At 71.5% G+C, this 26,419-nt stretch carries 23 protein-coding genes; 7 read left to right on the top strand and 16 right to left on the bottom strand.

What is annotated here, in order from left to right:
- Positions 1-259: 259 nt before the first annotated feature.
- From AB0D85_RS50400 to AB0D85_RS50390, 3 genes are all read right to left on the bottom strand, one after another.
- Positions 260-1,105 carry an MOSC domain-containing protein gene (locus AB0D85_RS50400; protein ID WP_362337807.1) on the bottom strand — a complete coding sequence of 282 codons (846 nt, stop codon included), beginning with the start codon at positions 1,103-1,105 and terminating at the stop codon, positions 260-262.
- A gap of 118 nt (positions 1,106-1,223) precedes the next feature.
- The gene (locus AB0D85_RS50395; RefSeq protein ID WP_362337804.1) at positions 1,224-2,384 is read right to left on the bottom strand and encodes an NAD-dependent formate dehydrogenase; all 1,161 of its coding nucleotides are present in this window, start codon (positions 2,382-2,384) and stop codon (positions 1,224-1,226) included.
- 105 nt (positions 2,385-2,489) lie between these two features.
- Entirely contained in the window at positions 2,490-3,422 is a 933-nt protein-coding gene (locus tag AB0D85_RS50390) for a LysR family transcriptional regulator (RefSeq protein WP_362337801.1), read from the bottom strand.
- 42 nt (positions 3,423-3,464) lie between these two features.
- Here AB0D85_RS50390 and AB0D85_RS50385 point away from each other — a divergent pair, with 42 nt between their 5' ends.
- Positions 3,465-3,863, top strand: a complete 399-nt coding sequence (locus AB0D85_RS50385; RefSeq protein WP_362337798.1) for a TOBE domain-containing protein — start codon at positions 3,465-3,467, stop codon at positions 3,861-3,863.
- On the opposite strand, the gene AB0D85_RS50380 is transcribed toward AB0D85_RS50385, so the two are convergent.
- Positions 3,817-5,382 carry a PucR family transcriptional regulator gene (locus AB0D85_RS50380; protein WP_362337795.1) on the bottom strand — a complete coding sequence of 522 codons (1,566 nt, stop codon included), beginning with the start codon at positions 5,380-5,382 and terminating at the stop codon, positions 3,817-3,819. The two genes, AB0D85_RS50385 and AB0D85_RS50380, sit on opposite strands and share 47 nt — an antisense overlap.
- 212 nt (positions 5,383-5,594) lie before the next feature.
- On the opposite strand from AB0D85_RS50380, the gene AB0D85_RS50375 reads away from it, so the two are divergent.
- Both AB0D85_RS50375 and AB0D85_RS50370 read left to right on the top strand, forming a co-directional pair.
- Entirely contained in the window at positions 5,595-6,428 is an 834-nt protein-coding gene (locus tag AB0D85_RS50375; RefSeq protein ID WP_362337792.1) for an FAD binding domain-containing protein, read from the top strand.
- Positions 6,425-9,157, top strand: coding sequence for a molybdopterin cofactor-binding domain-containing protein (locus AB0D85_RS50370; protein WP_362337789.1), 2,733 nt, complete (start codon positions 6,425-6,427; stop codon positions 9,155-9,157). The genes AB0D85_RS50375 and AB0D85_RS50370 overlap by 4 nt, the downstream gene beginning before the upstream one ends.
- Here the strand turns inward: AB0D85_RS50370 and AB0D85_RS50365 are convergent.
- Both AB0D85_RS50365 and AB0D85_RS50360 read right to left on the bottom strand, forming a co-directional pair.
- Entirely contained in the window at positions 9,133-9,822 is a 690-nt protein-coding gene (locus AB0D85_RS50365) for a M24 family metallopeptidase (RefSeq protein ID WP_362337785.1), read from the bottom strand. The genes AB0D85_RS50370 and AB0D85_RS50365 overlap by 25 nt on opposite strands.
- Before the next feature lie 68 nt (positions 9,823-9,890).
- A complete protein-coding gene (locus AB0D85_RS50360) occupies positions 9,891-10,751 on the bottom strand; it encodes a winged helix-turn-helix transcriptional regulator (RefSeq protein ID WP_362337782.1) in 861 nt (286 codons plus the stop codon).
- Positions 10,752-10,851: 100 nt separating this feature from the next.
- Here AB0D85_RS50360 and eno point away from each other — a divergent pair, with 100 nt between their 5' ends.
- Positions 10,852-12,135, top strand: a complete 1,284-nt coding sequence (gene eno / locus AB0D85_RS50355) for a phosphopyruvate hydratase (RefSeq protein WP_362337779.1) — start codon at positions 10,852-10,854, stop codon at positions 12,133-12,135.
- 169 nt (positions 12,136-12,304) lie between these two features.
- A complete protein-coding gene (locus tag AB0D85_RS50350; protein ID WP_362337776.1) occupies positions 12,305-12,487 on the top strand; it encodes a hypothetical protein in 183 nt (60 codons plus the stop codon).
- A gap of 420 nt (positions 12,488-12,907) precedes the next feature.
- Here AB0D85_RS50350 and AB0D85_RS50345 read toward each other — a convergent pair whose 3' ends face one another.
- The 4 genes from AB0D85_RS50345 to AB0D85_RS50330 are packed head-to-tail and all read right to left on the bottom strand — an operon-like array spanning position 12,908 to position 18,593.
- Entirely contained in the window at positions 12,908-14,914 is a 2,007-nt protein-coding gene (locus AB0D85_RS50345; protein ID WP_362337773.1) for an acetoacetate--CoA ligase, read from the bottom strand.
- Positions 14,911-16,494, bottom strand: coding sequence for a bifunctional 3-(3-hydroxy-phenyl)propionate/3-hydroxycinnamic acid hydroxylase (locus tag AB0D85_RS50340; RefSeq protein ID WP_362337770.1), 1,584 nt, complete (start codon positions 16,492-16,494; stop codon positions 14,911-14,913). The genes AB0D85_RS50345 and AB0D85_RS50340 overlap by 4 nt, the downstream gene beginning before the upstream one ends.
- A gap of 18 nt (positions 16,495-16,512) precedes the next feature.
- Positions 16,513-17,451 (bottom strand): fumarylacetoacetate hydrolase family protein, encoded by a 939-nt coding sequence (locus AB0D85_RS50335; protein ID WP_362337767.1) that lies wholly within the window; start codon positions 17,449-17,451, stop codon positions 16,513-16,515.
- Entirely contained in the window at positions 17,448-18,593 is a 1,146-nt protein-coding gene (locus AB0D85_RS50330; protein ID WP_362337764.1) for a VOC family protein, read from the bottom strand. Before AB0D85_RS50330 ends, AB0D85_RS50335 begins: the two co-directional genes overlap by 4 nt.
- Positions 18,594-18,731: 138 nt before the next feature.
- Between AB0D85_RS50330 and AB0D85_RS50325 the strand changes: the two genes are divergently transcribed.
- Together AB0D85_RS50325 and AB0D85_RS50320 are read left to right on the top strand one after the other, a co-directional pair.
- Positions 18,732-19,367 (top strand): TetR/AcrR family transcriptional regulator, encoded by a 636-nt coding sequence (locus AB0D85_RS50325; protein ID WP_362337761.1) that lies wholly within the window; start codon positions 18,732-18,734, stop codon positions 19,365-19,367.
- A 56-nt stretch (positions 19,368-19,423) separates the two neighbouring features.
- On the top strand, positions 19,424-20,062 hold the full coding sequence (locus AB0D85_RS50320) for a helix-turn-helix domain-containing protein (protein ID WP_362337758.1): 639 nt from the start codon (positions 19,424-19,426) through the stop codon (positions 20,060-20,062).
- A 13-nt stretch (positions 20,063-20,075) separates the two neighbouring features.
- Here AB0D85_RS50320 and AB0D85_RS50315 read toward each other — a convergent pair whose 3' ends face one another.
- From AB0D85_RS50315 to rpsR, 6 genes are all read right to left on the bottom strand, one after another.
- Positions 20,076-20,954, bottom strand: coding sequence for a DUF2993 domain-containing protein (locus AB0D85_RS50315; RefSeq protein WP_362337755.1), 879 nt, complete (start codon positions 20,952-20,954; stop codon positions 20,076-20,078).
- A gap of 116 nt (positions 20,955-21,070) precedes the next feature.
- A complete protein-coding gene (locus AB0D85_RS50310; RefSeq protein WP_362337752.1) occupies positions 21,071-23,032 on the bottom strand; it encodes a PASTA domain-containing protein in 1,962 nt (653 codons plus the stop codon).
- 225 nt (positions 23,033-23,257) lie between these two features.
- A complete protein-coding gene (locus AB0D85_RS50305) occupies positions 23,258-23,914 on the bottom strand; it encodes a TetR/AcrR family transcriptional regulator (protein WP_362337749.1) in 657 nt (218 codons plus the stop codon).
- Between the two features lie 138 nt (positions 23,915-24,052).
- Complete coding sequence (locus tag AB0D85_RS50300; protein WP_362337746.1) at positions 24,053-24,466, bottom strand: KUP/HAK/KT family potassium transporter; 414 nt, start codon at positions 24,464-24,466, stop codon at positions 24,053-24,055.
- Positions 24,418-26,007 carry a KUP/HAK/KT family potassium transporter gene (locus AB0D85_RS50295; protein WP_362337743.1) on the bottom strand — a complete coding sequence of 530 codons (1,590 nt, stop codon included), beginning with the start codon at positions 26,005-26,007 and terminating at the stop codon, positions 24,418-24,420. The genes AB0D85_RS50300 and AB0D85_RS50295 overlap by 49 nt, the downstream gene beginning before the upstream one ends.
- 130 nt (positions 26,008-26,137) lie before the next feature.
- A complete protein-coding gene (gene rpsR, locus AB0D85_RS50290; protein WP_362337740.1) occupies positions 26,138-26,380 on the bottom strand; it encodes a 30S ribosomal protein S18 in 243 nt (80 codons plus the stop codon).
- Between the last annotated feature and the right edge of the window lie 39 nt (positions 26,381-26,419).

The following is a 26,419-nucleotide window of genomic DNA, read 5'->3' as shown; positions in this document are numbered from 1 at the left end:
CTCCATCCCGGCCGCCGCGTAGGCGAGCGCGCCGGACCGGCTGGGCTGGGGGACAGACATGGGAAATCCCGGACTCTCGCGTGACATGTGCGACGCGTGTGACGTGTGCGACAGGCGTCGGTCTGCGTGAGAGTATCGCAACAGCCTTGTCAAAAAGGTGAGTTGGTGTTCAATTCAACCTCGCCCCGCCTCGCGCGCAAACACCCCGACGGCCGCCTCGGCAACCTCGCCCCCGCGAGTCACCTGCTTCGGCGCGTGCTCACGCGGCTGCCAGCAACGTGATCGGATCGCCCACGCCGACGGTCCCGGCTTCCAGGACGTCCAGATAGACGCCCAGGCAGGAGAGGCGTCCCAGGTCGAACACCGGGACGCGGTGATCGCGCGCGACCGCGCGCATGATGCCGGGATCCGGTGGCAGTTCGCCATGGCCGAGGTTGGGAATCACGCAGCGCGGTGTGGGCACGACGACCCGGAACAGGGCCTCGCCCACCCGCAGGCACGATCCCAGCCAGGCGTCCTCCGGGAAGCCCGGTCCCCCGTCGGTGTCCACGACCAGGTTGGGCCGGAAGCGACGCGCGTCGAAGTCCCCGCCGGGATACACGGTCCGCATCCGGGCGAGGGACGCCGAGGTTACGAGGTGAACCTGGCCGAAGTCGAAGAACGTCCCGGCGGCGACACTGCCCGTCGTGATGCTCTCCCCCGTGGCATCGACGGACGCCGACTGCCGCGCCGCCTCCGGGACACCGCCTTCGTACTCGGGTACGGCGCGCTCCAGCCTGCTGTGCTCGGGCACAACGGCCGAGAGGGACACCGGTCGGCCCAGCAGCCTGGACAACTGCACGTCCAGGTCCGGGTCTTCCACCGGCAGCGCGGTGCCGTCGGGCAACACGACCCGGACCGCACCGCACTCGTCCATGCTGCTCCGGCAGTGCAGCAACGCGCCCCACTTGCGAGGGTGTTTGGCGCTGCCCACCGCGCCCGTCCCGTCGAGCACGGCGTACATCCGGTCCCCGTCGAATCCGCGTTCCGTGACCGCCACGGCGATCACGACCTCACCCAGCATCGACTTCACCGGATACCGGTACAGCGCTGCCACAGTCCCCATGGATCAATCATGGCGCCTGGGAGCCCGCCGCTGCCCACATGTGACGCGTGGAGGCCACCGTCCCCGCGCCGACGCGAACACGCGCGCGGCGCTGGAGGTTCCCGGTGGCCTCCCTGGATCACTTGTTGACCGAGTAGGAGTGGGCGCCCGTCCCGGCCAGGGCACCGCCGTCGACGATCAGGTACTCGTCGCGGATCGGGCGGCCCGCCAGCCACGACTCCAGGATCTCCCGCGTGCCGGCCGCGTAACGCGCCTGCGCCGAGAGCGACGAACCGGAGATGTGCGGGGTCATGCCGTGGTGCGGCATGGTCCGCCAGGGGTGGTCGGCGGGGGCGGGCTGCGGGTACCAGACGTCACCCGCGTACCCCGCCAACCGGCCGCTGCGCAGGGCCCGATCGACGGCGTCCCGGTCGACGATCTTCGCCCGCGCCGTGTTGATGAGGTACGCGCCGCGCTTCATCGCGGCCAGCAGCTCGTCGCCGAACAGGCCCTCGGTCTCGGGGTGGAGCGGGGCGTTGACGGTGACGACGTCGCAGTGCGGGACCATGTCGGCCGCGCTCTCGTGCCAGACCAGTCCGAGCTCGCGCTCGACGTCCTCGGACAGCCGGTACCGGTCGGTGTAGTGCAGCTTCACATCGAAGGGCGCGAGGCGCCGCAGGACAGCGAGGCCGATACGGCCGGCGGCCACCGTGCCGACGTGCATGCCCTCCAGGTCGTACGAACGGGCCACGCAGTCCGCGATGTTCCAGCCGCCGTCCAGGACGACCTGATGGGACGGAAGGTAGTTGCGGACCAGGGAGAGCGTCATCATGACGACGTGCTCGGCGACGCTGATGCTGTTGGAGTACGTCACCTCGGCGACCGTCACCCCGTGCGCCACCGCCGCGTCCAGGTCGACGTGGTCCGAGCCGATGCCCGCAGTGATCGCCAGCTTCAGGTTCGGCGCGGCGGCGATCCGCTCCGGGGTGAGGTACGCCGGCCAGAACGGCTGCGAGATCACCACATCCGCATCCGCCAGTTCACGCTCGAAGACCGACCCGTCGCCGTCCTTGTCGGAGGTGACGACCAGGGTGTGGCCGGCCTTCTCCAGGAAGGAACGCAGGCCGAGTTCACCGGAGACACTGCCCAGGAGGTGGCCCGGGGTGAAGTCGACGGCCTCGGGGGTCGGGGTGCTCTGGCCGCCGGGGTAGCGGTCGATGACGGGGAGGTCGTCGCGCGCGTACGCGGTGGGGTATCCGTCGGTGGGGTCGTCGTACAGGACACAGAGCACCTTGGCCATGTCACGGCTCCTCAACTGGCGTGGCGGGAAGGTGCCGTTCACGATCCCCGGAGTCGTTCGCCCAGGTCAAAGCGTTCCTCGCTATGACCGGATAGACCGCTTCTATCAGCCACGTCCGCCCAGGTAGGAGTGGAGCAGCTCGTCCAGGGCGTCGCGTACCCCTGCCTCGCGGGCCACCGTCACCAGTGCGTCCGCGAGGACCGAGGTGGGTTCGGTGCGGGCGATGACCAGTCCGACCCGGGGCCCGTGCGCGGGTCCCTCCAGCGGCACCACCCGCATCCCGTCGGGCACGCCGAACATGTGCAGCCACGCATGTGAGATGACGCAGGACCAGCGTCCGCCGGGCAGGTGCGCGTAGAGCCCGGCGACGCTGTCCGACTCGATCGCGGGAGCGGCCGTGGCACCGTCGGCGGCGAAGCACTCGTCGATGATGCGCCGGTTGCGCATCCGGGAGTTGAGCAGACACAGCGGCAGCGTGGCGGCCTGGGACCAGCGAGCCGTGCCGCAGTCGCCGAGCGGTCCGTCGACGGGGGTGAGCAGGACGTACCGCTCCTCGTACAGCGGGAAGCGGCGCACCTGGCGCAGGGTGTCGTCGTCCAGGTAGGTCATCGCCGCGTCCAGCTCGAACTCCGCCAGACCGTGCCGGATCTCCTCCGACGACAGCGACTGAAGGGTCACCGCGGCGCGTGGGTGGCGTTCGCAGAACGGTGTGGTCAGCAGAGAGGCGACGGGGAGCGCGGTGGGGACGACGCCCAGGCGCAGCGTGCCGGTCAGTCCGCCGCGCAGTGCGGACAACTCCTGTTGCAGGGCGTCGCGTTCGGCGAGGATACGGTGTGCCCACACCAGGACGACCTCCCCCTCGGGGGTCAGTCCCTCGTAGCGTCTGCCGCGCCGCACGATCGACACGTCCAGCTCGTGTTCGAGCCGCCGTATCGCTGCGGACAGGGACGGCTGCGAGACGTAGCAGGCCGCCGCCGCGCGGGCGAAGTGGCGTTCCCGGGCGAGTGCGACGAGGTACTCCAGCTGGCGCAGCAGCATGCGCGGCCTCCGAGGGGGCGATCGCACGGTTAGGGTTCGGGGGTGGCGACGTACAGCATTGGCCAGGCCGCGCGCCTGCTGCGGGTGAGCCCTGAGACCGTGCGCCGCTGGGCCGATGCCGGACGGCTGCCCATGGCACGGGACGGTTCGGGCAACCGGATGATCGACGGCACGGGGCTGGCGCTGTTCGCGAGGGAGCGGGCGGCCGACGACGAGAGGGCCGCCGCGCCCGGGCCGCCGTCCTCCGTGCGCAACGCCCTCACCGGCATCGTCACGGCGCTGGCCGTCGATGACGTGGTGGCGCGGGTGGAGATCCACTCCGGGCCTCACCACGTGGTCTCGCTGGTGACCCGTGAGGCGGTCGACGAGTTGGGGCTGGCGGTCGGTGTCATGGTCACCGCGCGGGTGAAGTCGACGGACGTGTACGTCGGCCGCTCGTAGGGGCGGACGGGCCGGGGTCCGTGCGGCAGAGCAGGGCGGCCCGCAGGTCGAGGCGGTCGACGAGGCGGGACAGGTCCCGTCCGGTGAGGTGCTCGACGCGCTGGATCCGGTAGTGGACGGTGTTGACGTGCAGGTGCAGGGCCTCGGCCGTGCGGGCCCAGGAGCCGTCGTGGGCGAGGAAGGCCTCCAGGGTGTGCAGCAGCATCGCGGCGGAACCGTTGCCCGCCTTGTACAGGGGGCCCAGGACGGTGCTGCTGTAGGCCGCGCGTACCTCGGCCGGTATCCCGGTCAGCAGGGTGTCGATCCCGGCGAGGGCGGCGACATCGGTCAGGCAGGAGCCGTCCGGCGTGGTGGTGCGGGCCGAGGCCAGGGCGTACCGCGCCTGTACGAGTGCTGTCGCGAGGTGCTGGGGGATGCCGGAGGAGGAACTGGTCCCGCCGTGCAGCGGGGTGTCCGGCGCGCAGGCCGCGAGGTGGGGCCACAGCTCGGTGACGGCGTCGTACCCGTCGGCGGGAAGGGCGGCGAAGGCGGTGCCGTCGGGTAGGCGGCCCACGGCGGCGGGCCCGTGGGCCGCGTGAGCGACAGCCTCGGCGAGGGCCCCCTGGGCATGACCGGCGTCGCGTGGACCGGTGTCCGCGACCAGCACGCGATAGGAGGCGTCGACGGTCAGCCCGCAGGATTGCAACGCCGCTTCCACGGCGGAGAAGTCGGCCTGGCCGCGGGCGAGCAGTGCGCCGAGTGCGCCCGCGGTCCGGTGCCCGGCGGCCCGGCGGCGGGCCTGTGCCTGCCGGCAGCGGTCCAGTGTCCCCGTGATCTCGTGCAGCAGGCTCGGTGGTACGGCATCGGCGACGGGCACATGCAGGTACCAGCGTTCGTACGGTGTGCGGGCGTCGGCGCCGATGGGCACGGTCGTCCCCGTGTCGCCGTCGGGCAGTGCGGCGGCCTCCCGGACCGGGAGAGGGGTGGCGCCGGGTGTCGTCGCCACGGTCCGGCCCGCCGCTGTGACGACGTGGGCGGTGGTACCGGCGAGGGGCGCGAAGGCCGCGGCGAGAACCGCCTTCGGGTCGGCGTCCTGGGCGATCAGCCGGTCCAGGCGGGCCCGCAGGTGTTCGGGCATGGCGTGACGGCGGGCCAGCTCGCCCCACTGCCGCAGGTACACCGCCTCCGTGATCGTGCGGAACATGATCTGCGGGGGCACCCCCGCCACCGGCACGCCATGCCGTGCGCACGCCTCCACCAGGAGGTCGGGTACCGCGCCGTGCATCTCCTCGCCCGCCAGCAGCACCGCCACGTCCGCGTTCCTGAGCGCCCGCACGAACCGGTCCGCCGACTCCCGGCCGTCCTCGGCGGGCCACCACACCAGTCCGCTGAGCACCGCCTCCCCCGGCCGCACGAAGCGGGCAGGGTCCTCCAGGTCGGTGACGGTCACCCCGCTGATCTCCCGCGCCAGCAGGGAGGGGGCCGCCCACAGCGGACGCAGCCCGAGGGACTCGTCCTGCAGGAGGTGTTCGACGTGCATGAGGTACGGCTCCTTGTGCGACCGCCGCGCGGCGGTCCCGGCACGGGGCATCTCACATTCACCAGGCAGATGCCGTTCCTCACATCGTAAGTGCCAGGCCAAAGCCCGAGAACGCCTGTTGGGTGATCCTCCAGGATTCAGCGCTGAAAAGTCGACGTTTCCATACGGTGAACCAGTCGTTCGGGGGGCGGTGCGGCCTGTTCACTTCGGTTATGGACCTGAACACGGTGGTGGAGGTACGGGACGCTCGACACCCCGCGCCCTGGCGGCCCGGCGACGCCTGGCTGGGCGGCGGCACCTACCTGTTCTCCGAGCCGCAGCCGCACCTGCGCCGCCTCGTGGACCTCAGCCGCACCGGCTGGCCACCGGTCGAACGGCGCCCGGACGGCTCCCTGGAGATCGCCGCCACCTGCACCATCGCCCGCCTGTCGCGCTTCGCGAAGGAACTCGACGCCGAAGCGGCACCGCTGTTCGAGCAGTGCTGCCGGGCGTTCCTGGCCTCCTTCAAGATCTGGAACATGGCCACCGTGGGAGGCAATCTCTGCAACGCCCTCCCGGCAGGCCCGATGATCTCCCTCACCGCCGCCCTGGACGGGGAGTGCCTGCTCATCGCCCAGGACGGGACACGGCGCCGGGTGCGCGTCGCCGACTTCGTCAGCGGTGCCGGCCGCAGGGACCTCGCCGAGGGCGAGCTGCTGCGGTCCGTCACGCTGCCGTCCCGCGCCCTGGCGTGCCGTACGGCGTTCCGGCAGGCGTCGTTGTACGGGCTGGGCCGCTCGGGGGTGCTGGTCATCGGCGCGCTCGACCCGCTGGACGGCTCTCTGGCGATCACGATGACCGCCTCGACCGTCCGGCCGGTGCGGCTGTGGTTCCCGGTGCCGCCGACGGCCGGGGCGCTGCGGGCGGCCATCGGCTCGTCCGTCGCCGACGACGAGTGGTTCGACGACATCCACGGACTGCCCGAGTGGCGGCGGCACATGACGTACCGGTACGCGGAGGAAGTCCGCCGGGAACTCGAAGGACTCGAAGGAGCGGCGGGACGATGAGGGTCGAGGTCAACGGCAACCCCCACGAGGGGGAGCCCCGCCCGGGCCAGTGCCTGCGCACCTATCTGCGCGAGCATGGCTGGTTCGGTGTGAAGAAGGGCTGCGACGCCGGGGACTGCGGCGCCTGTACGGTCCACGTCGACGGCGAACCGGTGCACAGCTGCCTGTACCCGGCCTTCCGCGCCGACGGCCGCAGGGTCACCACGGTCGAGGGCCTGGCCTCGACCGATGGCGAACTCCACCCCGTTCAGCAGAAGTTCCTGGACGCCCAGGGCTTCCAGTGCGGATTCTGCACGGCAGGCTTCCTGATGACGACGGCGGCCCTGTCCGACGACCAACTCGCCGATCTCCCCCGGGCGTTCAAGGGCAACCTGTGCCGCTGCACCGGCTACCGGGCCATCGAGGACGCGGTGCGCGGGGTGTGCCATGTCGAGGCCCCGTCCCCTGGCGAGTCGGTCGGCCGCAATCTGCCCGCCCCGGCCGGACCCCAGGTCGTCGCCGGCACCGCCCGCTACACCTTCGACATCGACGTGCCCGGTCTGCTGCACATGAAGCTGCTGCGCTCCCCGCACGCCCACGCCCGCATCACCGCGATCGACACGACCGCCGCACTCCGAGTCCCCGGCGTCCACGCCGTGTTCACCCATCTCGACGCGCCGGAACGGCACTTCTCCACCGCCCGCCACGAGCACCCCGAGGAGGACCCGGACGACACCCGCGTCCTCGACGACACGGTCCGCCACATCGGGCAGCGGGTGGCGGCCGTCGTCGCGGACAGCGAGGCGGCGGCCGAGGAGGGCTGCCGGCGCGTCGAGGTGTCGTACGACGTCCTGCCCGCCGTACTCGATCCGGAGGAGGCCATGCGGCCGGGAGCGCCGGTCGTGCACGACAAGGACCCTGCCACCGCCCGCATTTCACGCCCGCGCGACAACGTCGTGGGCGAGGCGCACGGTGAGATCGGCGACGTGGAAGCGGGTTTCGCGCAGGCCGATGCCGTCTACGAGGGGACCTTCCGCACGCAGCGGGTGCAGCACGCCAGCCTGGAGACGCACGGTGCGGTGGCCTGGCTGGACGAGGAGGGCCGGCTTGTCGTCCGGTCCAGCACCCAGACCCCCTTCCTCACCCGCCGCGCGCTGTGCGCCCTCTACGACCTCCCGCACGACAAGGTCCGCGTGATGGCCGGCCGGGTGGGCGGCGGGTTCGGGGGCAAGCAGGAGATGCTCGTCGAGGACATCGTGGCGCTGGCCGTGCTGCGACTGCGCCGCCCGGTGAAACTGGAGTACACGCGGGCCGAGCAGTTCCACGGCGCCACCACCCGGCACCCCTTCACGATCGGTGTGAAGGCCGGGGCGCTGCGGGACGGCACCCTGACCGCGCTCCAGTTGCGGGTGGTCTCCAACACGGGCGCGTACGGCAACCACGGCCCGGCGGTGATGTTCCACAGCGTCGGCGAGTCGACCGCCGTCTACCGCGCCCCGCACAAGAAGGTCGACGCCTTCGCCGTCTACACCCACACCGTCCCCGCGGGTGCCTTCCGGGGCTACGGCCTCGGGCAGGTGATGTTCGCCGTCGAGTCCGCGCTCGACGAACTCGCCCGCGAACTCGGCCTGGACCCGCTGGAGTTCAAGGCGAAGAACATCATCGGCCCGGGCGAGGCGATGCTCACCCCCGGCGGCCACGAGGAGGACCTGCACATCGCCAGCTACGGCCTCGACCAGTGCCTGGCCATCGTGCGCCGCGCCCGGACGGAGCCCTGGGACAGGGATTCCGTCCCCGAGGGCTGGCTGGTCGGCGAGGGCACCGCCCTGGCGATGATCGCGACGGGCCCGCCCGGCGGCCACATCGCCGACGCGAAGGCGACCCTGCTCCCCGACGGCACCTTCGATCTGGCCGTCGGTACGGCGGAGTTCGGCAACGGGACCACCACCGTGCACCGGCAGATCGCGGCGGGCGAACTCGCCACCACCGTCGACCGGATCATCGTCCGCCAGTCCGACACGGACGTCGTGCGCCACGACACCGGCGCCTTCGCCTCCACGGGCGTGGTGGTCGCGGGCAAGGCCACCCTGCGCGCCTCCCGCGCACTGGCCGACATGCTCCTCGACTTCGCCGCCGCCCACCTGTGCGTCCCGCGGGCCGACTGCGCGCTGGCGGAGGAGGCAGTCGTCCATCCCGGCGGGCGGCTGCCCCTCAAGGAGCTGTACGCCGCCGCCCATGCGGTGGGCGTCGTATGCGCCGCCGACGGGCACTTCGGCGGCACCCCGCGCTCGGTCGCCTTCAACGCCCAGTGGTTCCGGCTCGCCGTCGATCCCGGTACTGGGGAGCTCCGCATCCTGCGCAGCGTCCACGCCGCCGACGCCGGCAAGGTCATGAACCCCATGCAGTGCCGCGGCCAGGTCGAAGGAGGCGTCGCCCAGGCGCTCGGCGCCACCCTCTTCGAGAACGTCCGCATCGACGAGCACGGGGAGGTCGAGACAGCCGCCTTTCGCCGCTACCGACTCCCCCAGTACGCCGACACCCCGCGCACCGAGGTCCACTTCATGGAGACCGCCGACGCCATCGGCCCGCTCGGCGCCAAGTCCATGAGCGAGAGCCCCTTCAACCCCGTCGCCCCCGCGTTCGCCAACGCCCTGCGCGACGCGACCGGGGTCCGCTTCACCGAACTGCCCCTCACCCGGGACCGGGTGTGGCTGGGGCTACGGGATCACAGAGTGAGCAGCTCCTCGTAGAAGCCCCCGAAACCCCGTTCCCGGTCGACGAGATGGATCTCCAGGATCCAGTGGCAGGTACGGCCGGCCTTGTCCGTGCGGCGCAGCGGGGTGTCGTTGTCCGCGGTGATGTACGACTCCACGTCCGCGCCGTCGATCTTCTCGTCCGGGAACTCGCCGACCAGATGCCCGGCGTGCCAGCCGCCCAGCTCCCAGCCGGACTCGGCGGCCAGCCGCTCGACCTCCGAGTACAGCCGCTTCCCGGTGATCTCGGGGTCGCTTTCGAAGAACCGCTTACCGGAGGCGAAAACCGTCGGCAGGTCGTCCCGCAGGCGCTGCTTGACCGGGTCGTCGCCGAGGACGAAGGTCCGGCCGAAGTCGGCCTCGTACTCCTCGAAGATCGGCCCGAAGTCGGCGAACACGATGTCGTCCGCGCCGATCACCCGGTCCGGCGGGTTCTCCTTGTACGGCAGCAGGGTGTTCGGTCCGGAGCGCACGATCCGCTTGTGCCAGTGCCGGGTGGTGCCGAACAATTCGTTCGCCAGGTCCCGGACCCGGTCGCTGACCGCTCGCTCCCCCTCCCCCGCCGCGACCAACCCGCGCGCCTCCATCTCGGCGAAGAGCCGTTCGGCCTTGGCCTGGGCGTCCAGCAGTCGTGCCGCACGGGTGGGTTCGTCATCTCTCATACCAGGAACGTATATTTCACTGCACTTTTCAGTCAATCAAGTTGCACCTCGCCGCCGGAGGGGAGGGATCAGGTGCTGTGGGCGCAGGCCGCGGCCAGGCGCAGGCTCTCCGCGACCGCGTGCGGGATGTCGACGACGGGGAACAGGACGTGGCGTACGGTCCGCTCGACGTCGACGACCAGGATCAGGCGTTTGTGACGCAGTCGGCCCGCGCCGCGGAACGTCGGCAGGCGCAGGGCCGCCGCCAGTTGCTGGGACGCGTCGGAGAGCAGCGGAAACGGAACGTTCTCCGTCCTGGCGAACTCGGCCTGCTCATACACGAGTTGGGTGCTGATTCCGCGTACGTCCACGCCTGCCCGCCGGAAGTCGGGCCAGGCGTCCCGGAAGAGGCGGTTCTCCTGCGTGCAGCCGGGGGCTCCGGGGATGGGCGGCTCACCCCAGTCGACTCCGGTACCGGGGTAGGTGAACAGCACCGTGGCCCTGGCATCCGGTGAGACCAGGGGCGTGTCGGCGCCCGGCAGTTGGAGGTCGTCCGGGAGGCGGGTGCCGGCCAGGGCGTGGACGCGAGCGTGTTCGGCGCCGTCCGCTTCCGCCGTCGCGGTGAGCGTGCCGTCGCCGAGCGCCCACCGGTCGCCCCAGTCCTGCATGGCGACCAGCACCGGGAGCAGGGCCGTTCCGGAGTCCGTGAGCAGGTACTCGTAGCGCACCGGGCGCCGTTGATACAGGCTGCGCCGCAGGACCCCCTGGGCGACCAGCCCGCCGAGCCGCTCGGTGAGCACCTTCCGCGACAGCCCGATCTCGGCGGCCAGCGCATCGAACCGGACATGCCCGCGAGCGACCTCCCGCAGCACCAGCACGTTCCACCAGTCGCCCAGGACCAGCGCGGCCTGCGCGATGCCACACGTCTCGTCGGCGTTGTGCATCCTCATGCGCCCATAGTAAGTTCCCTTTCGGGACTCACTTTGTTTCTGACTGAAACTTACTGCCCGTCGACACCCGGTCCGCGGGCCCAGCGTGAGGAGTGGCACCGTGACCGCCATCAGCCGCGTCGTCGCACGCGAGATCATCGACAGCCGGGGCAACCCCACCGTCGAGGTCGACGTGGAACTCAAGGACGGCTCGCTCGGCCGCGCGGCCGTTCCGTCGGGCGCCTCCACCGGCGCACGGGAAGCCGTGGAACTCCGCGACGGCGACCCGACCCGCTTCCACGGCAAGGGAGTTCTGCGCGCGGTCGACGCCGTCAACGAGAACATCGCCGACGCCGTCGTCGGACTCGACGCCGAGGACCAGGCGACCGTCGACCGCACCATGATCGAGCTGGACGGCACCGACACCAAGGCCCGCCTGGGCGCCAACGCCCTGCTCGGCGTCTCCCTGGCCACCGCCAAGGCCGCGGCCGCCGCCCACCGCCTCCCGCTCTACCGCTACATCGGCGGGGTTGACGCCCGCCTCCTCCCGGTCCCGATGATGAACATCGTCAACGGCGGTGCCCACGCCGACAACCCGCTGGACTTCCAGGAGTTCATGATCGCCCCGATCGGCGCGGCCACCTTCGCCGAGGCCGTCCGCATGGGCTCCGAGGTCTTCCACACCCTGCGCGCCAGCCTGCTCGCCGCTGGCCACAGCGTGAACGTCGGCGACGAGGGCGGCTTCGCCCCCGACCTGCGCACCGCCGAGGAGGCCCTCGACTTCGTCGTCCGCGCCATCGAGCACAGCGGCTACAAGCCCGCCACCGACATCACCCTCGTCATGGACCCCGCCAGCTCGGAGTTCTTCCACGACGGGGTGTACGACTACACGGGCGAGGGCGTCCGCCGTAGCCCCGCCGAACACGCCGCATACCTGGCCGAGTTGACCGACCGCTACCCGGTCGCCTCGATCGAGGACCCGATGGCCGAGGACGACCACGCCGGCTGGCGCGACCTGACCGCCCGGCTGGGCGACCGCTGCCAGCTCACCGGTGACGACGTCTTCTGCACCAACGAGACCCTGCTGCGCGCCGGCATCCGCGACGGCATCGCCAACTCGATCCTGGTGAAGCTCAACCAGATCGGCACCCTCACCGAGACCCTGGCCACCGTCGCCACCGCCCACCGCGCCGGCTACACCGTCGTCATGTCCCACCGCTCCGGCGAGACCGAGGACACCACCATCGCCGACCTCGCCGTCGCCACCGGCTGCGGCCAGATCAAGACCGGCTCCCTCTCCCGCGCCGACCGCACCGCCAAGTACAACCAACTCATCCGCATCGAACAGGACCTGGGCGCCCAGGCCCGCTACGCCGGCGCCGAAGCCCTGGGCCTGCGCCGCTGACACCGACCGCCGCAGCGGCGCCACGACGACCGGGACGACTCCCCCGCCCGGACGGCCGACGCCGGTACCTGGACGTGGGCGGCGGAGTACATCCCGTGCGTCACTGCGGTTCAGTCCGCCGTCGGCCGGGGCGTCGGTCCCCCGGAGCGCGGTGTCGAGCAGGTCTACGGTGACCAGGTCGGCGAAGTTCACGGTGGCCAGGTCCACCAGTTCCTCGGTGGTGCGGGCGATGTCCAGGGTGGTCCCGACACGCATGCCCGCCTCGTTCACCATCGACAGCCGCCACTGCACCCTGCGGTCCCGCTCCTCCTGGAACGCCAGCACGCCCTGCTCCGACGTACGGTCCACGTAGTCGGTGCCGAGCGCGATCAGCTTGCGGGCGGCCGCACCGATCAGCCCGGCGTCGGCCGTCAACCGCTGCATCTCCTCGATCAGCCGGTCGAGGAGCATTCCCTGCCCGAGCCGGAAGGCCCGCAGCAGCGAGGTGACCGGTTTCCCGCGCCGGGCGAGCCGACGGGCACGCTCCGCGTCCGCGGGCGGCGGTTCGACCTGGCTCGGCTGGATCCCGTACTCGAGTCCGACCAGTCCGGCGACGACGTGCTCGGCGAGGTTCTCCGACGTCATCCGGGCGATGTCCGGGTCTTCCCACAGCTCGGGGAGCTCGCGCCGCAGGCATGTCTCGATGTCCTGGATGAGCCGGTCCGCTCTCCGACCGAGTTCGTGTGCGGCACGGGACACCAGTGTGTCCACAGTGAACTCCACACCAAGGACGTTACGCCGCTCCCCTCCCGCGCCGCTGCTCGCGGCGGTCGGCTCCCATGCGGGCGTAGAGGCCGATCAGCTCGGGGTGGTCCACCGTGGCCGGGTTGACGACCTGGTCGACGGGAGCGCCCTGGAGCAGGCGTTTGACCGGGACCTCCAGCTTCTTGCCGGTGCGGGTGTGCGGGATCGCCGGTACCTCGATGATCTCGTCGGGGACATGGCGGGGTGAGGCGCCGGTGCGGATCGCCTCGCGGATGCGCTCGCGCAGCGCGTCGTCCAGTTCCGTTCCGGCCGCGAGGACCACGAACAGGGGCATCCAGTAGCCGCCGTCGGGCTCCTCCGCGCCGATGACGAGGGCCTCCGTGATCTCCGGGAGCCGCTCGACGACATCGTGGATGTCGGCGCTGCCCAGGCGTACGCCGTTGCGGTTGAGGGTGGAGTCGGAGCGGCCGTGGACGATCACCGAGCCGTGGGAGGTGAGGGTGATCCAGTCGCCGTGCCGCCACACGCCGTCGTAGGCGGAGAAGTAGGCGTCGCGGTAGCGGCTGCCGTCGGGGTCGTTCCAGAAGCGCAGCGGCATCGACGGCATCGGGCGGGTGACCACCAGCTCACCGACCTGGTCCACCAACGGCAGGCCCTCCTCGTCGTACGCGGCGAGCGCGACTCCCAGCGAGGGGGCGGACAGCTCGCCCGCCCATACCGGCAGCGTGGGCGCCCCGCCGGCGAACCCGGAGACGACGTCCGTGCCGCCGCTGATGGACACGAGCTGGACATGTTCGCCTACGTGGTCGCGGACCCAGGGGTGGGCGGAGGCCGGGAGTGCGGAGCCGGTGCAGCCGACGGCCCGGACCGCCGACAGGTCGTGGACGGAGAGGTCGATGCCGAACTTGGCCATGCCCAGCAGGTATTGAGGGCTGGTGCCGAAGAGGGTGACGCGGTGGCGGGCCGCCAGTTCCCAGAGGATGTCCGGCTGGGTGAGCAGGGCCGGGCTGCCGTCGTAGGTGCAGGTCGTGGCGCCCGTCAGGAGGGTGGAGACGACCAGGTTCCACATCATCCAGTGGGTGGTGGTGTACCAGAGGAGGCGGTCGCCGGGGCCGAGGTCGGACTGGAGGGCGAGGGTCTTGAGGTGTTCGACCAGGACGCCGCCGTGGCCGTGGACGATGCCCTTGGGCAGTCCGGTGGTGCCGGAGGAGAAGACGACCCACAGGGGGTGGTCGAACGGCACGGATGTGCAGGCGAGTTCCTCGGTACGAGTGGCGGCCTCCTCCCAAGGGAGGACCAGTGAAGGGTGGTTCGACGAGAGGCCGGGCAGGCCGACGTGGTCGACCAGCACGGTCGCCTTCAACGTCGGCAGTGCGCGGGCGAGTTCGAGGGTGGCCTCGCGGCGGTCGTGGGTCGTGCCGTTGAAGAGGTAGCCGTCGGCGGCGATCAGGACGGTGGGTTCCAGCTGGCCGAAACGGTCGGCGGCGGCTTGGGGGGCGTAGTCCTGCCCGCACACCGACCACACGGCGCCCAGGCTCGCGGCGGCCAGGAACGCGACGACGGCGTGCGGGGTGTTGGGCAGATAGCCGACCACGCGGTCGCCCTGTCCCACCCCGAGGTCGCGCAGGGTGGCGGCGACGGACGCGACCTGGGAGCGCAGCCGCTTGCCGGTGACCCCGTATCCGGAGCCGGTCTCGTCGAGGGCGATGACCGCCGGGTCGTCGTCGACGAGGTTGCGCAGGGCGTGGTGGGCGTAGTTGAGGGTGGCGCCGGGGAACCAGCGGGCGCCGGGCATGGTCTCCTCGGCCAGGACCCGCTCGTACGGGGTGTCGGCGTCGATGCCGAAGTACTCCCACACCGCGCTCCAGAAGCCCTCCAGGTCGGTGACCGACCAGCGGTGCAGGGCGGAGTAGTCGTCGAGGCCCGCCTCGACGCCCCGGTGCTCGGCGGCCCAGCGCCCGAAGTCCGCGATCCGGCTGCGTTCGGCGGACTCGGGGTCCGGGGTCCAGAACGGGTGGGCGTGCGGCGTGGTCATGGAGCGGCTCTCCTCGGCGAAGGGGTGGACACGGGCTGGTCGGCGGACCCGGGGGTGGTGCAGAGCAGGGGCGCCCAGGCGGCGGTCGCCCTGAAGCCGGCGGCTCCGGCGGGGATCACGTCCAGGACGACGCGGTCGGGGCGCAGGAGTACGGCGTCGGCACGCCCCGCGCGCAGCCAGGCGGCGAGGGTGCCGTCGTCGCCGACGGCGTGGACGTCGACGACCCGCGCGCCGAGGGCGTCGGTGAGCGCGCGCAGGCCGGGGGTCAGTGGTACGGCGGTCAGCACGGTGAAGGAGTCGCCGAGGAGGTCGTCGAAGCGGATCCGCTGTCCGTCCTCGGTCGTCACCAGGGGTTGCGGGCAGTGCGTGCCGCCGAGCCGGCTGCGGCGTACGAGCGGGCCGACGTGCAGCGGGCGGCCGAGATCCTGGCCGGCCCTGGCCGTCACTCCGGGTATGCGGCAGACCGTGGCGACGGCGGCGCGGCGCAGGGCGGCGGCGCCGTCCTGGCCGCCGGTCATGGCCCAGCCGGTGGCGACCGCGAGGCGTATCACGTGCCGGGCGTGCGGCTTGCGTTCCTGTTCGTAGGTGTCCAGCAGACGCTCGTCGCCGCCCTGTCGCAGGACCCGGGCGAGCTTCCAGCTCAGGTTGTGGGCGTCCCGCAGCCCCGAGCACAGGCCCTGCCCGACGAACGGTGGGGTGAGGTGTGCGGCGTCGCCGAGCAGGAAGACGCGGCCGCGGCGCCAGCGGTCCGCGATGCGGGCCCGGAAGGTGTACCGGGCCTGCCGGATGACGTGGAAGTCGTCGGTGCGGGAGATGTCCACCCACGGCAGGACCAGTTCCCGCAGCAGCGCGTCGTCGAGGACCTCGCCTTCCTTCAGCCGGAACTCCCAGCGGTAGCGGTCCTCGCCGATCCGCATGAAGGTGGCGGGGCGGTGCGGGTCGCAGACCTGGTCGACGCCTTCCCAGCTGCGGACGGCGGCTTTCGTCGTCACGTCGATGACGGTCCACTCCTCCTCGAAGTGCAGGTCCTCCCAGGCGGCGCCGATGGCGTCGCGGGTGAGGCCGTTCGCGCCGTCGCAGCCGAGGACCGCCTCGGCCCGTACCTGGTGCTCGCCCTCGTCGTCGCGGTAGGTGACCCGGACGGGACCGTCGCCGGGCTGCTCGACGCCCGTCACCTCCACGCCGCCGCGCAGCTCGCACTCCGGGCGGCGGGCCAGCGCCTCGCGCAGCAGCCGCTCCAGCTCGGGCTGGTCGAACATGCTGGTCTGTGGGAAGCCGTGGTGGCCCCGCGCCGAGCGCCTGAACTCGGCGATCACGCGGTGCCGGGCATCGAGCAGTCTGAGGCCGCGCGCCGGACGGGCGACGGCGGTGAACTCGTCGGCGACACCGGCCGCCTGGAGGATGCGGCGCACCTCGTCGTCGGTGGCGACGGCGCGGGGCAGCGGGTAGACGTCGTGGTGGCGTTCGAGGACGACGGTCCGCACCCCGCGCCGGGCCAGCAGGAGGGCGGCGGTCACCCCCACCGGCCCGGCTCCGACGATCACCACGGGTACGTCTGCCGAGTGGGACTCGACGCTCATGTGCGGCTCGCTTCGGTCTCAGTGCGCGTCGGCCACGGGCGTGCGCTGCTCGCCCAGGTCGATCCGGGCGTCCGGGGTGGCGATGGTCGCGGTGACGACGTCACCGGCGTGCAGGTAGTGCGGGTTCTTCGCCTGGGTCCTGAAGAACGCCTTCCACTTCGTCGCGGGCGGCAGCAGCGCGCCGAGCTTCTCGACCGGCTTCGGCGGGGCCTTGAGCGCGGTGCCGCCCGGGGTGCCGGTCAGCAGCAGGTCGCCGGGGTCGAGGGACTGGAAGCGGGCCAGCAGGGTCAGCGCCTGCGCCGGCCGGACGATCATGTCCGCCAGGGTGCGGTCCTGACGCAGCTCGCCGTTCACGGACAACTTCAGCCGCAGGTCGAGGAGATGGGCGAACTCCTCCGGCTCCAGCAGCGCCAGGTGGGGCCCGGTCGGCGTGAAGGTCGGGTACGACTTGCTCTCGTAGAACTGCGTCCTGGTCAGCTGTACGTCACGCGCGCTGACGTCGTTGGTGATCACGAGTCCGGCCACGTACGACGGCAGGTCCCGCTCCTCGACGACGGTGCCCAGCGGCAGCGGCGCCCCCATGACGAGGCCCAGCTCGATCTCGTAGTCGAGGAACCTCACGTGTCCCGGCCGCACGATGGCCTCGCCCGGGCCGCTCACCGAGCTGGACGCCTTGCGGAAGAAGGCGGGCGGGATGTCGCCGGTGAAGCCCGAGTCGCGGGCGTGGCTGCGGTAGTTGACCATCTGGCACACCACTCGGCAGGGGGTGGTGACCGGGGAGAGCGCGGCCAGGTCGGCGACGGGGGTGCCCGTCTCGCCGGAGGCGGCGGCCTCCGCGACGGCGGCACGGTCGGCGAGCAGTTCGGCGGTGGTCGTGGCCTTGGTGTCGACGGGGACGGCGCGCTCACCGCGCACCACCCACCAGCCGTCGGTGGTGCGCAGGACGTTGGTGCTCATGAGTTCACGGCTTTCAGCAGGCCCAGCAGGCGGGCGGGGTCGAGTTCGTTGTCGCCGCGCAGGGCGTGCAGCACCTCGCGCAGCTTGGCGGGCGACGGCGTGGCGCCGAGGAAGTCCCGGGTGGCGGGCGGCCCCCACTGGGCGAGGCCGCTCGTGGACATGGGCGCCCAGCCGGGTTCGACGTCGTGGGAGAACAGGTCGCCGTCGGCGAAGTGCTCCAGCATGAAGTGGTCGGGGTCGCGCCAGTAGTCGAAGAGCTGGCTGCCCTGGATGTGCCGGCCGATGCCCCAACTGCGCTTGTAACCGCGTTCGTCGAGGTACTCACCGCCGGCGGCGATGGAGTCCAGGTCCGTGACCTGGTAGGCGGAGTGCACATAGCCGGTGCCGGGCCCCAGGTGCATGGCGAGGGTGTGGTGGTCGGCCGGCACGCTGCCCAGGTCGCAGCGGATGAACGCCATCGTCGGACCGCGTCCGCGCTGCCCGTCCAGGAACAGGAAGTCGGACACGATCATGCCGAGGGTGTCCAGGTACCAGTCCAGGGCCCGGGCGAACACCCTTGTCTCCAGCACCACATGGCCCAGCCGCTGGATCCGGGACGGCTCGCGGGGCGGGCGCTGGGTGGTGTTCGTACGGCGGTGCTCGGTGCCGAAGTTGAGCAGCAGCGGCTGCTGGCCCGGAAGTTCGGGCAGTCGCCCGGCGCAGTGCACCACCCGTACGGGGAAGCCGGACGGGTCGAGCAGATCGACCACCCCGCCGCCGCCCGGCACGTCGGCGTCCCGCACGGACGTGCCTGTCGACCGGGCCAGCCGGTCCAGGTCGGCCCGCTCGGCGGCGCGGAACGCCGGGCCGATGAAACGTGAGGTCCGGCCGCGCCGGATCACCATGCACGGCGAGCCGGCGAAGGTGCCCCGCAGCCACAGCTCCCGCTCCGTGCGGGCGGCGACCTGGAAGCCGAAGTCGCGGGCGAAGACCTCCGCCCGGTCCAGGTCGGGCTTCTCGAACTCCAGCCAGGCCAGGTCGGCGACCTTGATGACGGGGTTCCGTGACCGCCCGGGGTGCTCACCGCGCAGGGCACCCTGCTCGCTGTGCAGGTCCTGATGGGGTGTCGCGACGGCGGCTGCGGCCACGCGTGTTCCAGACATGGTGCCCTCCGAGCAACATTGCCGTAATGAGGAAATCATCATCTTTGACAGAAGCCTCGTCAAGAGAAGAGCCAGAGGAAGATTGATGAATCCATCAGAACTGTGGTGAGCCTGGGTGCGGCGGCTAGACTTCGACGCATGCCCACGTCAGCCCCGCCCAGCAACCGGTTCGAGCGACGCCGCGCCGAGACCCGCAAGGCGCTCGTCCGCGCCGCCCGCCAGATCCTCGCCGAGACCGGGGACACCAGCGCCAGCATCCAGATGATCGCCGAGCGCGCGGATGTCGGCTTCGGCTCCTTCTACAACCACTTCGAGTCCAAGACGGAGCTGTTCGAAGCGGCGATCGTGGACGCCCTGGAGGAGTTCGGCCAGGCCTTCGACGAGCACCTGGCGGGGATCGACGACCCCGCGGAGCTCGTCGCGGCGGGCTTCCGGCTCAGCGCCCGCATGGCCGAGTCCCATCCGGAACTCATGCAGGTGGTACGCCATCGCGGCCTCGGTCATCTCCACTCCGACAACGGCCTGTCCAGGCGGGCCCTGCGCGACCTCCAGGCCGGCATCGCCTCCCGCCGCTTCACCGCCGTGGAACCGGTCGTGGCCCTGTCCGCGCTGGGCGGGACCCTGCTGTCCCTCCTGGAGCTGAGGTTCGCCCGCCCGGAACTCGACGGCGACGAGGCCGCCTCGGACCTGGCCGAGATGGTCCTGCGCATGCTGGGCGTCCCGCCGGACGACGCCCACGACGTCGCCCGGCGCCCGCTGCCGGAACTGGGCTGACCCGCGCCGGAACTGGGCCGAAAGGCCGCCACCGCACACCTCGAAGGGCACTTCCCATGGCCAGGTCGCAGACCCCGCGCAGGAAACGCGCGAACGGGGTGGAGTCGCGCCGGCGGATCCTCGATGCCGCCGTGGAGATCGCGGGTGAGCGCGGGTACGAGGGCACGTCCATCGCGGCGGTCAGCGCCAGGTGCGGGCTGCCCGCGAGCTCGATCTACTGGCACTTCAAGGACAAGGACGACCTGATCGCCGCGGTCATCGAGACCGGTTTCGAGACCTGGCTCGCGGCCTTCGAACTGCCCGCCGAGGAGACCGGCACGCCCCTGGAGCGGGTCACCGCCATGGCGGCGGGCGTCGCGGAACGCCTGGTCGACGCGCCGGACTTCCTGCGCCTCGGCCTCATGCTGGCCCTGGAGCAGCGGCCCGCCGAGCCACGCGGCAGGACGGTCTTTCTGCGGATCCGCGCCACCGCCGCACAACGGATCGCGGAGATGATCGCGGCCCTCTTCCCGGCACTCGGCGAGGACGCCGTCCGCAGCCTCACCGTCTATGCCATGGCCGGCGCCGACGGCCTGTTCGTGCAGCGCCAGATCCACGGCGGCACCGTCGATCTGGCTGCCATGTTCGAGCTGCACGCACGGCTCCTCCACGACGCCGCCGCCCGCATGGCGCAGGAAGGCGACGAGCGGCACTGACCGAGGCGGCGCATCAAGCAGCCTTCCGGCCTGCGGTCCCGGACTGCGAGGTGCCGTCCTGCGCCGCGTCGTCGGGCCGGAAGGTGACCGCACTGCCCGAGAAGCGGGCGGTGAGTCCGTCGGCCGTGGTGGCGACCGATCGCAGTCGCAGACCGCTGGGGATGTTCCGCAGCTGGACCGGCTGCGCGAAGACCCTGTCGAGCAGTCGGCTGCCGACGTCGGGCAGCGCGCCGCCCGTGACCTTGAAGTCCCTGAAGACGATGCGGTTGCCGGAGGCCGCGGTGACGCTCGTCGTCACGGTGACCTGGCTCCCGAAGGGCAGGGGCACCACCGCGCTCACCCGACCGGGGCGGTCCCCCTGGGAGACCTCCAGGCCCAGGCCGTTCGACAGGTCCGAGTACGACAGGTAGGCGGTCGCCTCGGCGCTCCGGGCCCGTGCCTCGCTGTCGTCGTCGGACTTGGTCAACCCGTTCAGACGGAGGGAGAGTTCGGTCACCGGGAGCGGACGGTCGCTGCCGCGGGCCGGTATGTCGTGGGCCGTGATGTCGACACGTCGCAGGGTGCCCGAGGCGGCCTGGGTCAGGACGGGGAAGCCTCGGACGTGGACCTCCGGCGGCAGCGGTGTGTGCATGCCCTCCTGGAACGCCTTGGCCGTACGGGACTCGATGCGCACCGCGACGAACCGGTCGGCCGCGACGGGGACGAGTGCCAGCGCGAGGAGGCCACCGACCGCGAAGCCGAGCCGCCGTCGCCGGGGACGGTGAGGTGCGGAAGTCTCCATCGGCCCGGACACGGTGCCCGCCCCGGGCGAGCCGTCGCCCCAGGAGTCGTAAGGGGGGTAGTACGGCTCATACGGCGAACCGTCGTCGTAGCCGTTCCGGGAAGTGGACATGGTTGGTTCCTCCTTCAGTGGGGGCGGTGTGAGGTGTGGTGCCGTGCAGCCGACGGACCGTGGACCGGCCGCCTGCACCGCCGTTGCCTCGACCGGACACGGGCGCCTGTGCGTCGTCACCCCAGGACCGGGAGAGTCGGCAGCAGTTGAGCCGTCGGCGTCTGCGTGCCATCGCCCGTGGTGGTGCCGTCGCCCGCTGTGCCGGTACTGGCGTCCTGGGTCACCACGACCACGGTGCTGCCCGCCGCCACCTCGCTGCCGGCCGCCGGCGTGCTGGAGGTGACCACCGCGTCGGACGCCTGGGAGTAGCCGGTGGCGACACTGACCTGGAGGCCGAGGGCGCCCAACTCGTTCTGGACGTCGACAAGGGTCTTGCCGACGATGTCGGACGGAATCCGCACGCTCTGCACGGCCTTGGCGACCTTGATGTCGATCGCCGTACCCGGATCGACCTCCTGGCCGGCGGAGGAGCTCTGACCGATCACGGTTCCGGCCGCGGCGTCGCTCTCCACCTCGCTCGTGCTGCCCAGCTTCAGGTTCTGCGCCGCCAGCAACTTGCGGGCCTCGCTGACGGTCACGCCGTTGAGATCCGGAACGGTCGACTTCGCCGCCTGGGTGGCAACGGTGAGGGTGACCTCGGTGCCCTTCTCGACCTTCTCGCCGCCGTCCGGGTTCTGCCCGAGGACGGTCCCGGCGTCCTCGGTTTCCGATTCCGCCTGCCGGAGCTTCACCTTGAAGCCCTTGTCCGCCAGAATCCGGGACGCGTCGTCCTGGTTCTTGTCCGTCACGTCCGGCACCTCGACCTTGGGCGCCCCGGTGGAGACGGTGACCGAGACCGTTTCCCCCTTGGTGAGCCTCCCGTCCGCGGGACTCTGCTCGCAGACGTGTCCCTTGGGCTGGTCGGCGCAGGGCTCCCGCTTCGCGACGGTGACCGTCAGACCGACGTTGTCCGCCGAGCGCCGGGCCTCCTCCAGGGTCTGCCCGACCAGTGCGGGAACGCCGGCCTTGCCGTCGTCGGCCTTGCCTCCGCCCAACATCAGCCAGCCCACGACACCCGCCAGCACCAGGACGGCGACGCCTGCGGCCACCAGCGCCACGGTCGCCCTGCGTTGCCGGGGCCGCACCTCCGGGTCGTCGTCGTGCCCGGCGTCGTACACGACGTCGGACACCGCCGCCGGCCGGCCGCCACCCGTCCCCGGCCCCGTCACCCCGAGGCACGCCTCGATGTCGGCGAGCATCTCCTCGGCAGACTGGTGGCGGTACGCGGGGTCCTTCTCCAGGGCGCACAGCACCATCGCGTCCACCTGCGGGCCGACCTCGGGGTTGTACAGGCTCGGCGGGCGCGGGGGCTCCTGGGTGTGCTGGTACATCACCGCCATCGGCGACTCGCCGGTGAACGGCGTGCGGAAGGTGAGCAGTTCGTACAGCAGACAGCCGGTGGAGTACAGGTCGGACCGCGCGTCGATGTCCCGCCCCATCGCCTGCTCCGGGGAGAGGTAGTGGGCGGTCCCCATGACGACGGACGTCTGTGTCATGCCGACGTCCTGCGCGTCACGGGCGATCCCGAAGTCCATCACCTTGACGTCTCCAGCCCAGGTCAGCATGACGTTGGCGGGCTTGATGTCCCGGTGCACGATGCCCTGCCGGTGGGAGTGGGAGAGCGCCCGCAGGATCCCGGCCGTCACCTCCAGGGCACGGTCGACCGTCAGCGGCGGCCCGGAGTGCAGGGCCTCGCGCAGGGTCGCCCCCTCGACGTACTCCATCACCAGGTACGGCAGTTGCCCCCCGTACGTCATCTCTTCGCCGGTGTCGTAGACGGCGGCGATGGCAGGGTGGTTGAGCGAGGCCGTGGACTGGGCCTCGCGCCGGAACCGCTCCTGGAGTGCGGGCTCGTGGGCGAGGTCGGTCCGCAGGGACTTCACGGCGACGACGCGGTCGAGCCGCAGGTCGTGTGCGAGGTGGACCTCGGCCATGCCGCCCGAGCCGAGCAGATGGCGCAGCTCGTACCGGCCGCCGAGGAGTGCCCCCGAGTACCCCTGGTGGGGAAGGGTCAGGTCGTCTGATCCGCCGAGATTCACTGCGCTTCTCCACAGGTGGTCGGATGTCTGGGCCGGAGGCATGGCGCGACAGCGCGCCGCCCGGGAGCCAGGAACACGGAAAGATAATTGCACGTCGGCGAGCAATTATCTTGTCCGGTGCGAGGCCGGAGCGTGAGAGGCTCGTCACGGTCGGCGGGCAGACGACTCCGCCCCCGCACGGAATGCGGGGGCGGTCAAGTTCCCTCAGGCTTCGGGGACGGCGGCTCAGTCGCCGTCCGGGGACTCCACGGCCACCGTCGACGCGACCTCCTGGACCACGGCGCACGCCCGTTCCTCGGGCACGCCGGCCGCGATGAGCGTGGTGATGGCGACCCGGGTTCCGCCGTCGTCCTCCAGCGCCCCGGTGTTGACCGCTTCCAGCAGGGCGACCGTCATCGCCTCCAGTCCGGCGCTCAGCACCGCGGCCGGAAGATACGAGTGGACCACGCCTTCCCGCTGGCCACGCTCCAGGACGGCCGTGGTCCCCGCGCGGGCCGGCGCCAGCACCTCGGCCACCCGCTGCGCGCCGAGATCCCGCTTGGCCAGCGCCAGGAGCAGCCGGTAGCGGTCGCCCACGGGCCACATCGAGAGCACCAGGTGCGCCAGCACCCGCTCGACCGACTCCCCCTGCGCGCGCTCGACACCGGCGACCACCGCGGACCCGAGCGTTTCGGAGGCTTCGTCGGCGAGGGCCTCCAGCAGCGCGGCGCGCCCGGGGAAGTGCCCGAACAGTGTGCGCCGTACGACACCCGCGGCGCGCGCCAACTCCTCCAGCGTCAGGTCCGGGTTCCGCCCCAGCTCCCGACGGGCCGTGGCCAGGATGCGCGCTCGGTTCGCCCGGGAATTGCGGCGCAACGGCTCACGGGCAACTGGCTTGGACACGGAGACCTCGATGGATCAGTGCGGTGCGGAACGCGGGGAGCCGGACGGGGAACTCAGGCATTCTCGCACGGAGGCCCGTCCCCCGATCCGGTGCCCGAGCCGGCCGGGGACCGCACGTCGACGAGCACCGCGTGGCGCCTACACCTCGATGTGCGAGCCCATGATGACCGTGCGCTCGTGAGGGAGGCCGAAGTACTCGGCCGCGTCGGCCGTGATGTAGGACGTGGCGATGAACAGCCGCTTGCGCCAGGGTGCCATCGTGGGCGCCTGTCCCCGGCGCAGCTCGATCTTCGACAGGAAGTAGGACGCCTGGTCGAGTTGCAGGGGTCCCTCGGTCTCGGCCGGGTCGAGCATCGCCAGGGTGGCGGGCACGTCCGGGGTCTCCATGTAGCCGTAGGTGGCGGTGACATGGACTATCCCGTCGTCGGCGTAGCCGAGGCCGTCGACGGCGAGCCGCCGGTCGGCCGGGACGCGGGGCACCGGCTCGGTCTCGATGGAGAGGATCACGACCTGCTCGTGCCGCACGTGGTTGTGCTCCACGTTGGCCCGCATGGCCAGCGGGGCGTCTCCTTGCCCCGGTTGAGGAAGACGGCCGTGCCGGGCACGCGCAGCGCCGGCAGCTCTCCGCTGCGCAGGCCGTCGATGAACTCCGGCAGCGGGCCTTCCTCGCGGGCCCGCTCGGCGGTGACGAGTTCGCGGCCGCGCTGCCAGGTCGTCATGACGGTGAACGCGGTCAGGCCGATCAGCAGCGGCAGCCAGGCGCCGTGCACGAGCTTGGTCATGTTGGCCGCCACGAACAGCAGGTCCACGAAGAGCAGTACGGCCGCGCCGATGCCGATCAGCCACTTCGGCGTGCCCCATTTCGCCCGGGCGACGTAGAGGAACAGCAGGGTGGTGATCGTGATGGTGCCGGTCACCGCCATGCCGAAGGCGAACGCCAGCGCGGCGGAACTGCGGAAGGCGAAGACCAGGGTGAGGACCGAGACCATCAGCAGCCAGTTGATCCAGGGGACGTAGATCTGGCCCACGGTGGACTCGGAGGTGTGTGCGATCCGCAGCCTCGGCAGGTAGCCGAGCTGGGCGGCCTGGGAGGCGACCGAGTAGGCGCCGGTGATCACCGCCTGGGAGGCGATCACGGTGGCCGCCGTGGCCAGCAGGATCATCGGCCAGCGGGCCCACTCGGGCACGAGCAGGAAGAACGGGCTGCTGATGTTGGCCGGGTCGTCGAGGATCAGCGCGCCCTGGCCGAGGTAGCTCAGGACGCAGGCGGGGAAGACGAGGAACAGCCAGCCGCGGGTGATGGACCGGCGCCCGAAGTGCCCCATGTCGGCGTAGAGGGCCTCGGCACCGGTGACGGCGAGCACGACCGCGGCCAGGGCGAAGAAGGCGGTGCCGAAGTGCCCGAACAGGAAGCCCAGCGCGTAGGTCGGCGACAGCGCCTCGAGGATGTCCGGGTGGTCGGCGATGCCGGCCGCCCCGCACACGCCGATGGCCGTGAACCAGGCGATCATGACCGGCCCGAACACCCGGCCCACCGCCGCCGTCCCCCGGCGCTGCACCAGGAACAGCACCACGATGATCACGGCGGTGATCGGCACGACCGCGTCGCCCAGCGAGGGCTCGACGACCTTGAGTCCCTCGACCGCGGACAGCACCGAGATCGCCGGGGTGATCATGCTGTCGCCGAAGAACAGCGACGCGCCGAAGATGCCGAGTGCGGCCAGTACGACGGCGGTCCGACGGCCCGGTTGCGAACTCCACCTGCGCACCAGGGTGATGAGCGCCATGATGCCGCCCTCGCCGTCGTTGTCGGCGCGCATCGCCAGCAGCACATAGGTGACCGTGACGATGACCATCACCGACCAGAACACCAGCGACACCACTCCGTACACGTTCTGCGTGGTGACGGGCACGGGGTGCGGGTCGCCCGGGCTGAACACGGTCTGGAGGGTGTAGATCGGGCTGGTCCCGATGTCACCGAAGACCACGCCGAGAGCACCGATCACCACGGCCAGTCGCACCGAGTCGTGGGCGAGTCGGCGATGGGCCTCGGGTGGCGCCGTCGGCGCGGTCTCCTGCCGACTGCCGGCCATGGTGGTCCTCCTCCGCACGGGCTGCAGTGCCGCAGGCCAGGTGTGTCACGGCGGACGATACCGGCCCTCGCACAACCGTCCGCACGCGCACACCCCTTCCGCGGCCCAGCGCAGTGCCGAGGCGCGCCGATTATCGGGAACCGTAGGGCAGCAGAGCCATCTCGCGCGCGTTCTTGACGGCTTGTGCTATCTGCCGCTGCTGCTGGCGCGTCACGTGGGTCACCCGACGGCTGCGGATCTTTCCACGGTCGGAGATGAACTTCCGCAGCAGATCGGTGTCCTTGTAGTCGATGTACGTGATCCCGGCGGCGTCCAGCGGGTTGGCCCGCTGAGGCTTGGCTGTCTGCCGCCGGGGGGTCTTGTTTCGGGGCACGGTCGGGTCGATCCTCTGTCTGTTCTCGGTGGGATGTGG

The sequence above is a fragment of the Streptomyces sp. NPDC048277 genome, from assembly GCF_040652235.1.
GTDB lineage: Bacteria > Actinomycetota > Actinomycetes > Streptomycetales > Streptomycetaceae > Streptomyces.
This window is presented reverse-complemented; position numbering and strand designations above follow the sequence as displayed.

What these genes read in the sequence shown, in the direction of transcription:
- AB0D85_RS50320 (WP_362337758.1), top strand. Translation starts at nt 19,424, where the DNA reads ATGGCCAGGTCGCAGACCCCGCGCAGGAAACGCGCGAACGGGGTGGAG.
- AB0D85_RS50370 (WP_362337789.1), top strand. Translation starts at nt 6,425, where the DNA reads ATGAGGGTCGAGGTCAACGGCAACCCCCACGAGGGGGAGCCCCGCCCG.
- AB0D85_RS50380 (WP_362337795.1), bottom strand. Translation starts at nt 5,382, where the DNA reads ATGCACGTCGAACACCTCCTGCAGGACGAGTCCCTCGGGCTGCGTCCG.
- AB0D85_RS50325 (WP_362337761.1), top strand. Translation starts at nt 18,732, where the DNA reads ATGCCCACGTCAGCCCCGCCCAGCAACCGGTTCGAGCGACGCCGCGCC.
- AB0D85_RS50390 (WP_362337801.1), bottom strand. Translation starts at nt 3,422, where the DNA reads ATGCTGCTGCGCCAGCTGGAGTACCTCGTCGCACTCGCCCGGGAACGC.
- AB0D85_RS50400 (WP_362337807.1), bottom strand. Translation starts at nt 1,105, where the DNA reads ATGGGGACTGTGGCAGCGCTGTACCGGTATCCGGTGAAGTCGATGCTG.
- AB0D85_RS50295 (WP_362337743.1), bottom strand. Translation starts at nt 26,007, where the DNA reads ATGGCCGGCAGTCGGCAGGAGACCGCGCCGACGGCGCCACCCGAGGCC.
- AB0D85_RS50365 (WP_362337785.1), bottom strand. Translation starts at nt 9,822, where the DNA reads ATGAGAGATGACGAACCCACCCGTGCGGCACGACTGCTGGACGCCCAG.
- AB0D85_RS50340 (WP_362337770.1), bottom strand. Translation starts at nt 16,494, where the DNA reads ATGAGCGTCGAGTCCCACTCGGCAGACGTACCCGTGGTGATCGTCGGA.
- AB0D85_RS50335 (WP_362337767.1), bottom strand. Translation starts at nt 17,451, where the DNA reads ATGAGCACCAACGTCCTGCGCACCACCGACGGCTGGTGGGTGGTGCGC.
- AB0D85_RS50300 (WP_362337746.1), bottom strand. Translation starts at nt 24,466, where the DNA reads ATGCGGGCCAACGTGGAGCACAACCACGTGCGGCACGAGCAGGTCGTG.
- AB0D85_RS50375 (WP_362337792.1), top strand. Translation starts at nt 5,595, where the DNA reads ATGGACCTGAACACGGTGGTGGAGGTACGGGACGCTCGACACCCCGCG.
- AB0D85_RS50315 (WP_362337755.1), bottom strand. Translation starts at nt 20,954, where the DNA reads ATGTCCACTTCCCGGAACGGCTACGACGACGGTTCGCCGTATGAGCCG.
- AB0D85_RS50395 (WP_362337804.1), bottom strand. Translation starts at nt 2,384, where the DNA reads ATGGCCAAGGTGCTCTGTGTCCTGTACGACGACCCCACCGACGGATAC.
- AB0D85_RS50345 (WP_362337773.1), bottom strand. Translation starts at nt 14,914, where the DNA reads ATGACCACGCCGCACGCCCACCCGTTCTGGACCCCGGACCCCGAGTCC.
- AB0D85_RS50330 (WP_362337764.1), bottom strand. Translation starts at nt 18,593, where the DNA reads ATGTCTGGAACACGCGTGGCCGCAGCCGCCGTCGCGACACCCCATCAG.
- AB0D85_RS50360 (WP_362337782.1), bottom strand. Translation starts at nt 10,751, where the DNA reads ATGAGGATGCACAACGCCGACGAGACGTGTGGCATCGCGCAGGCCGCG.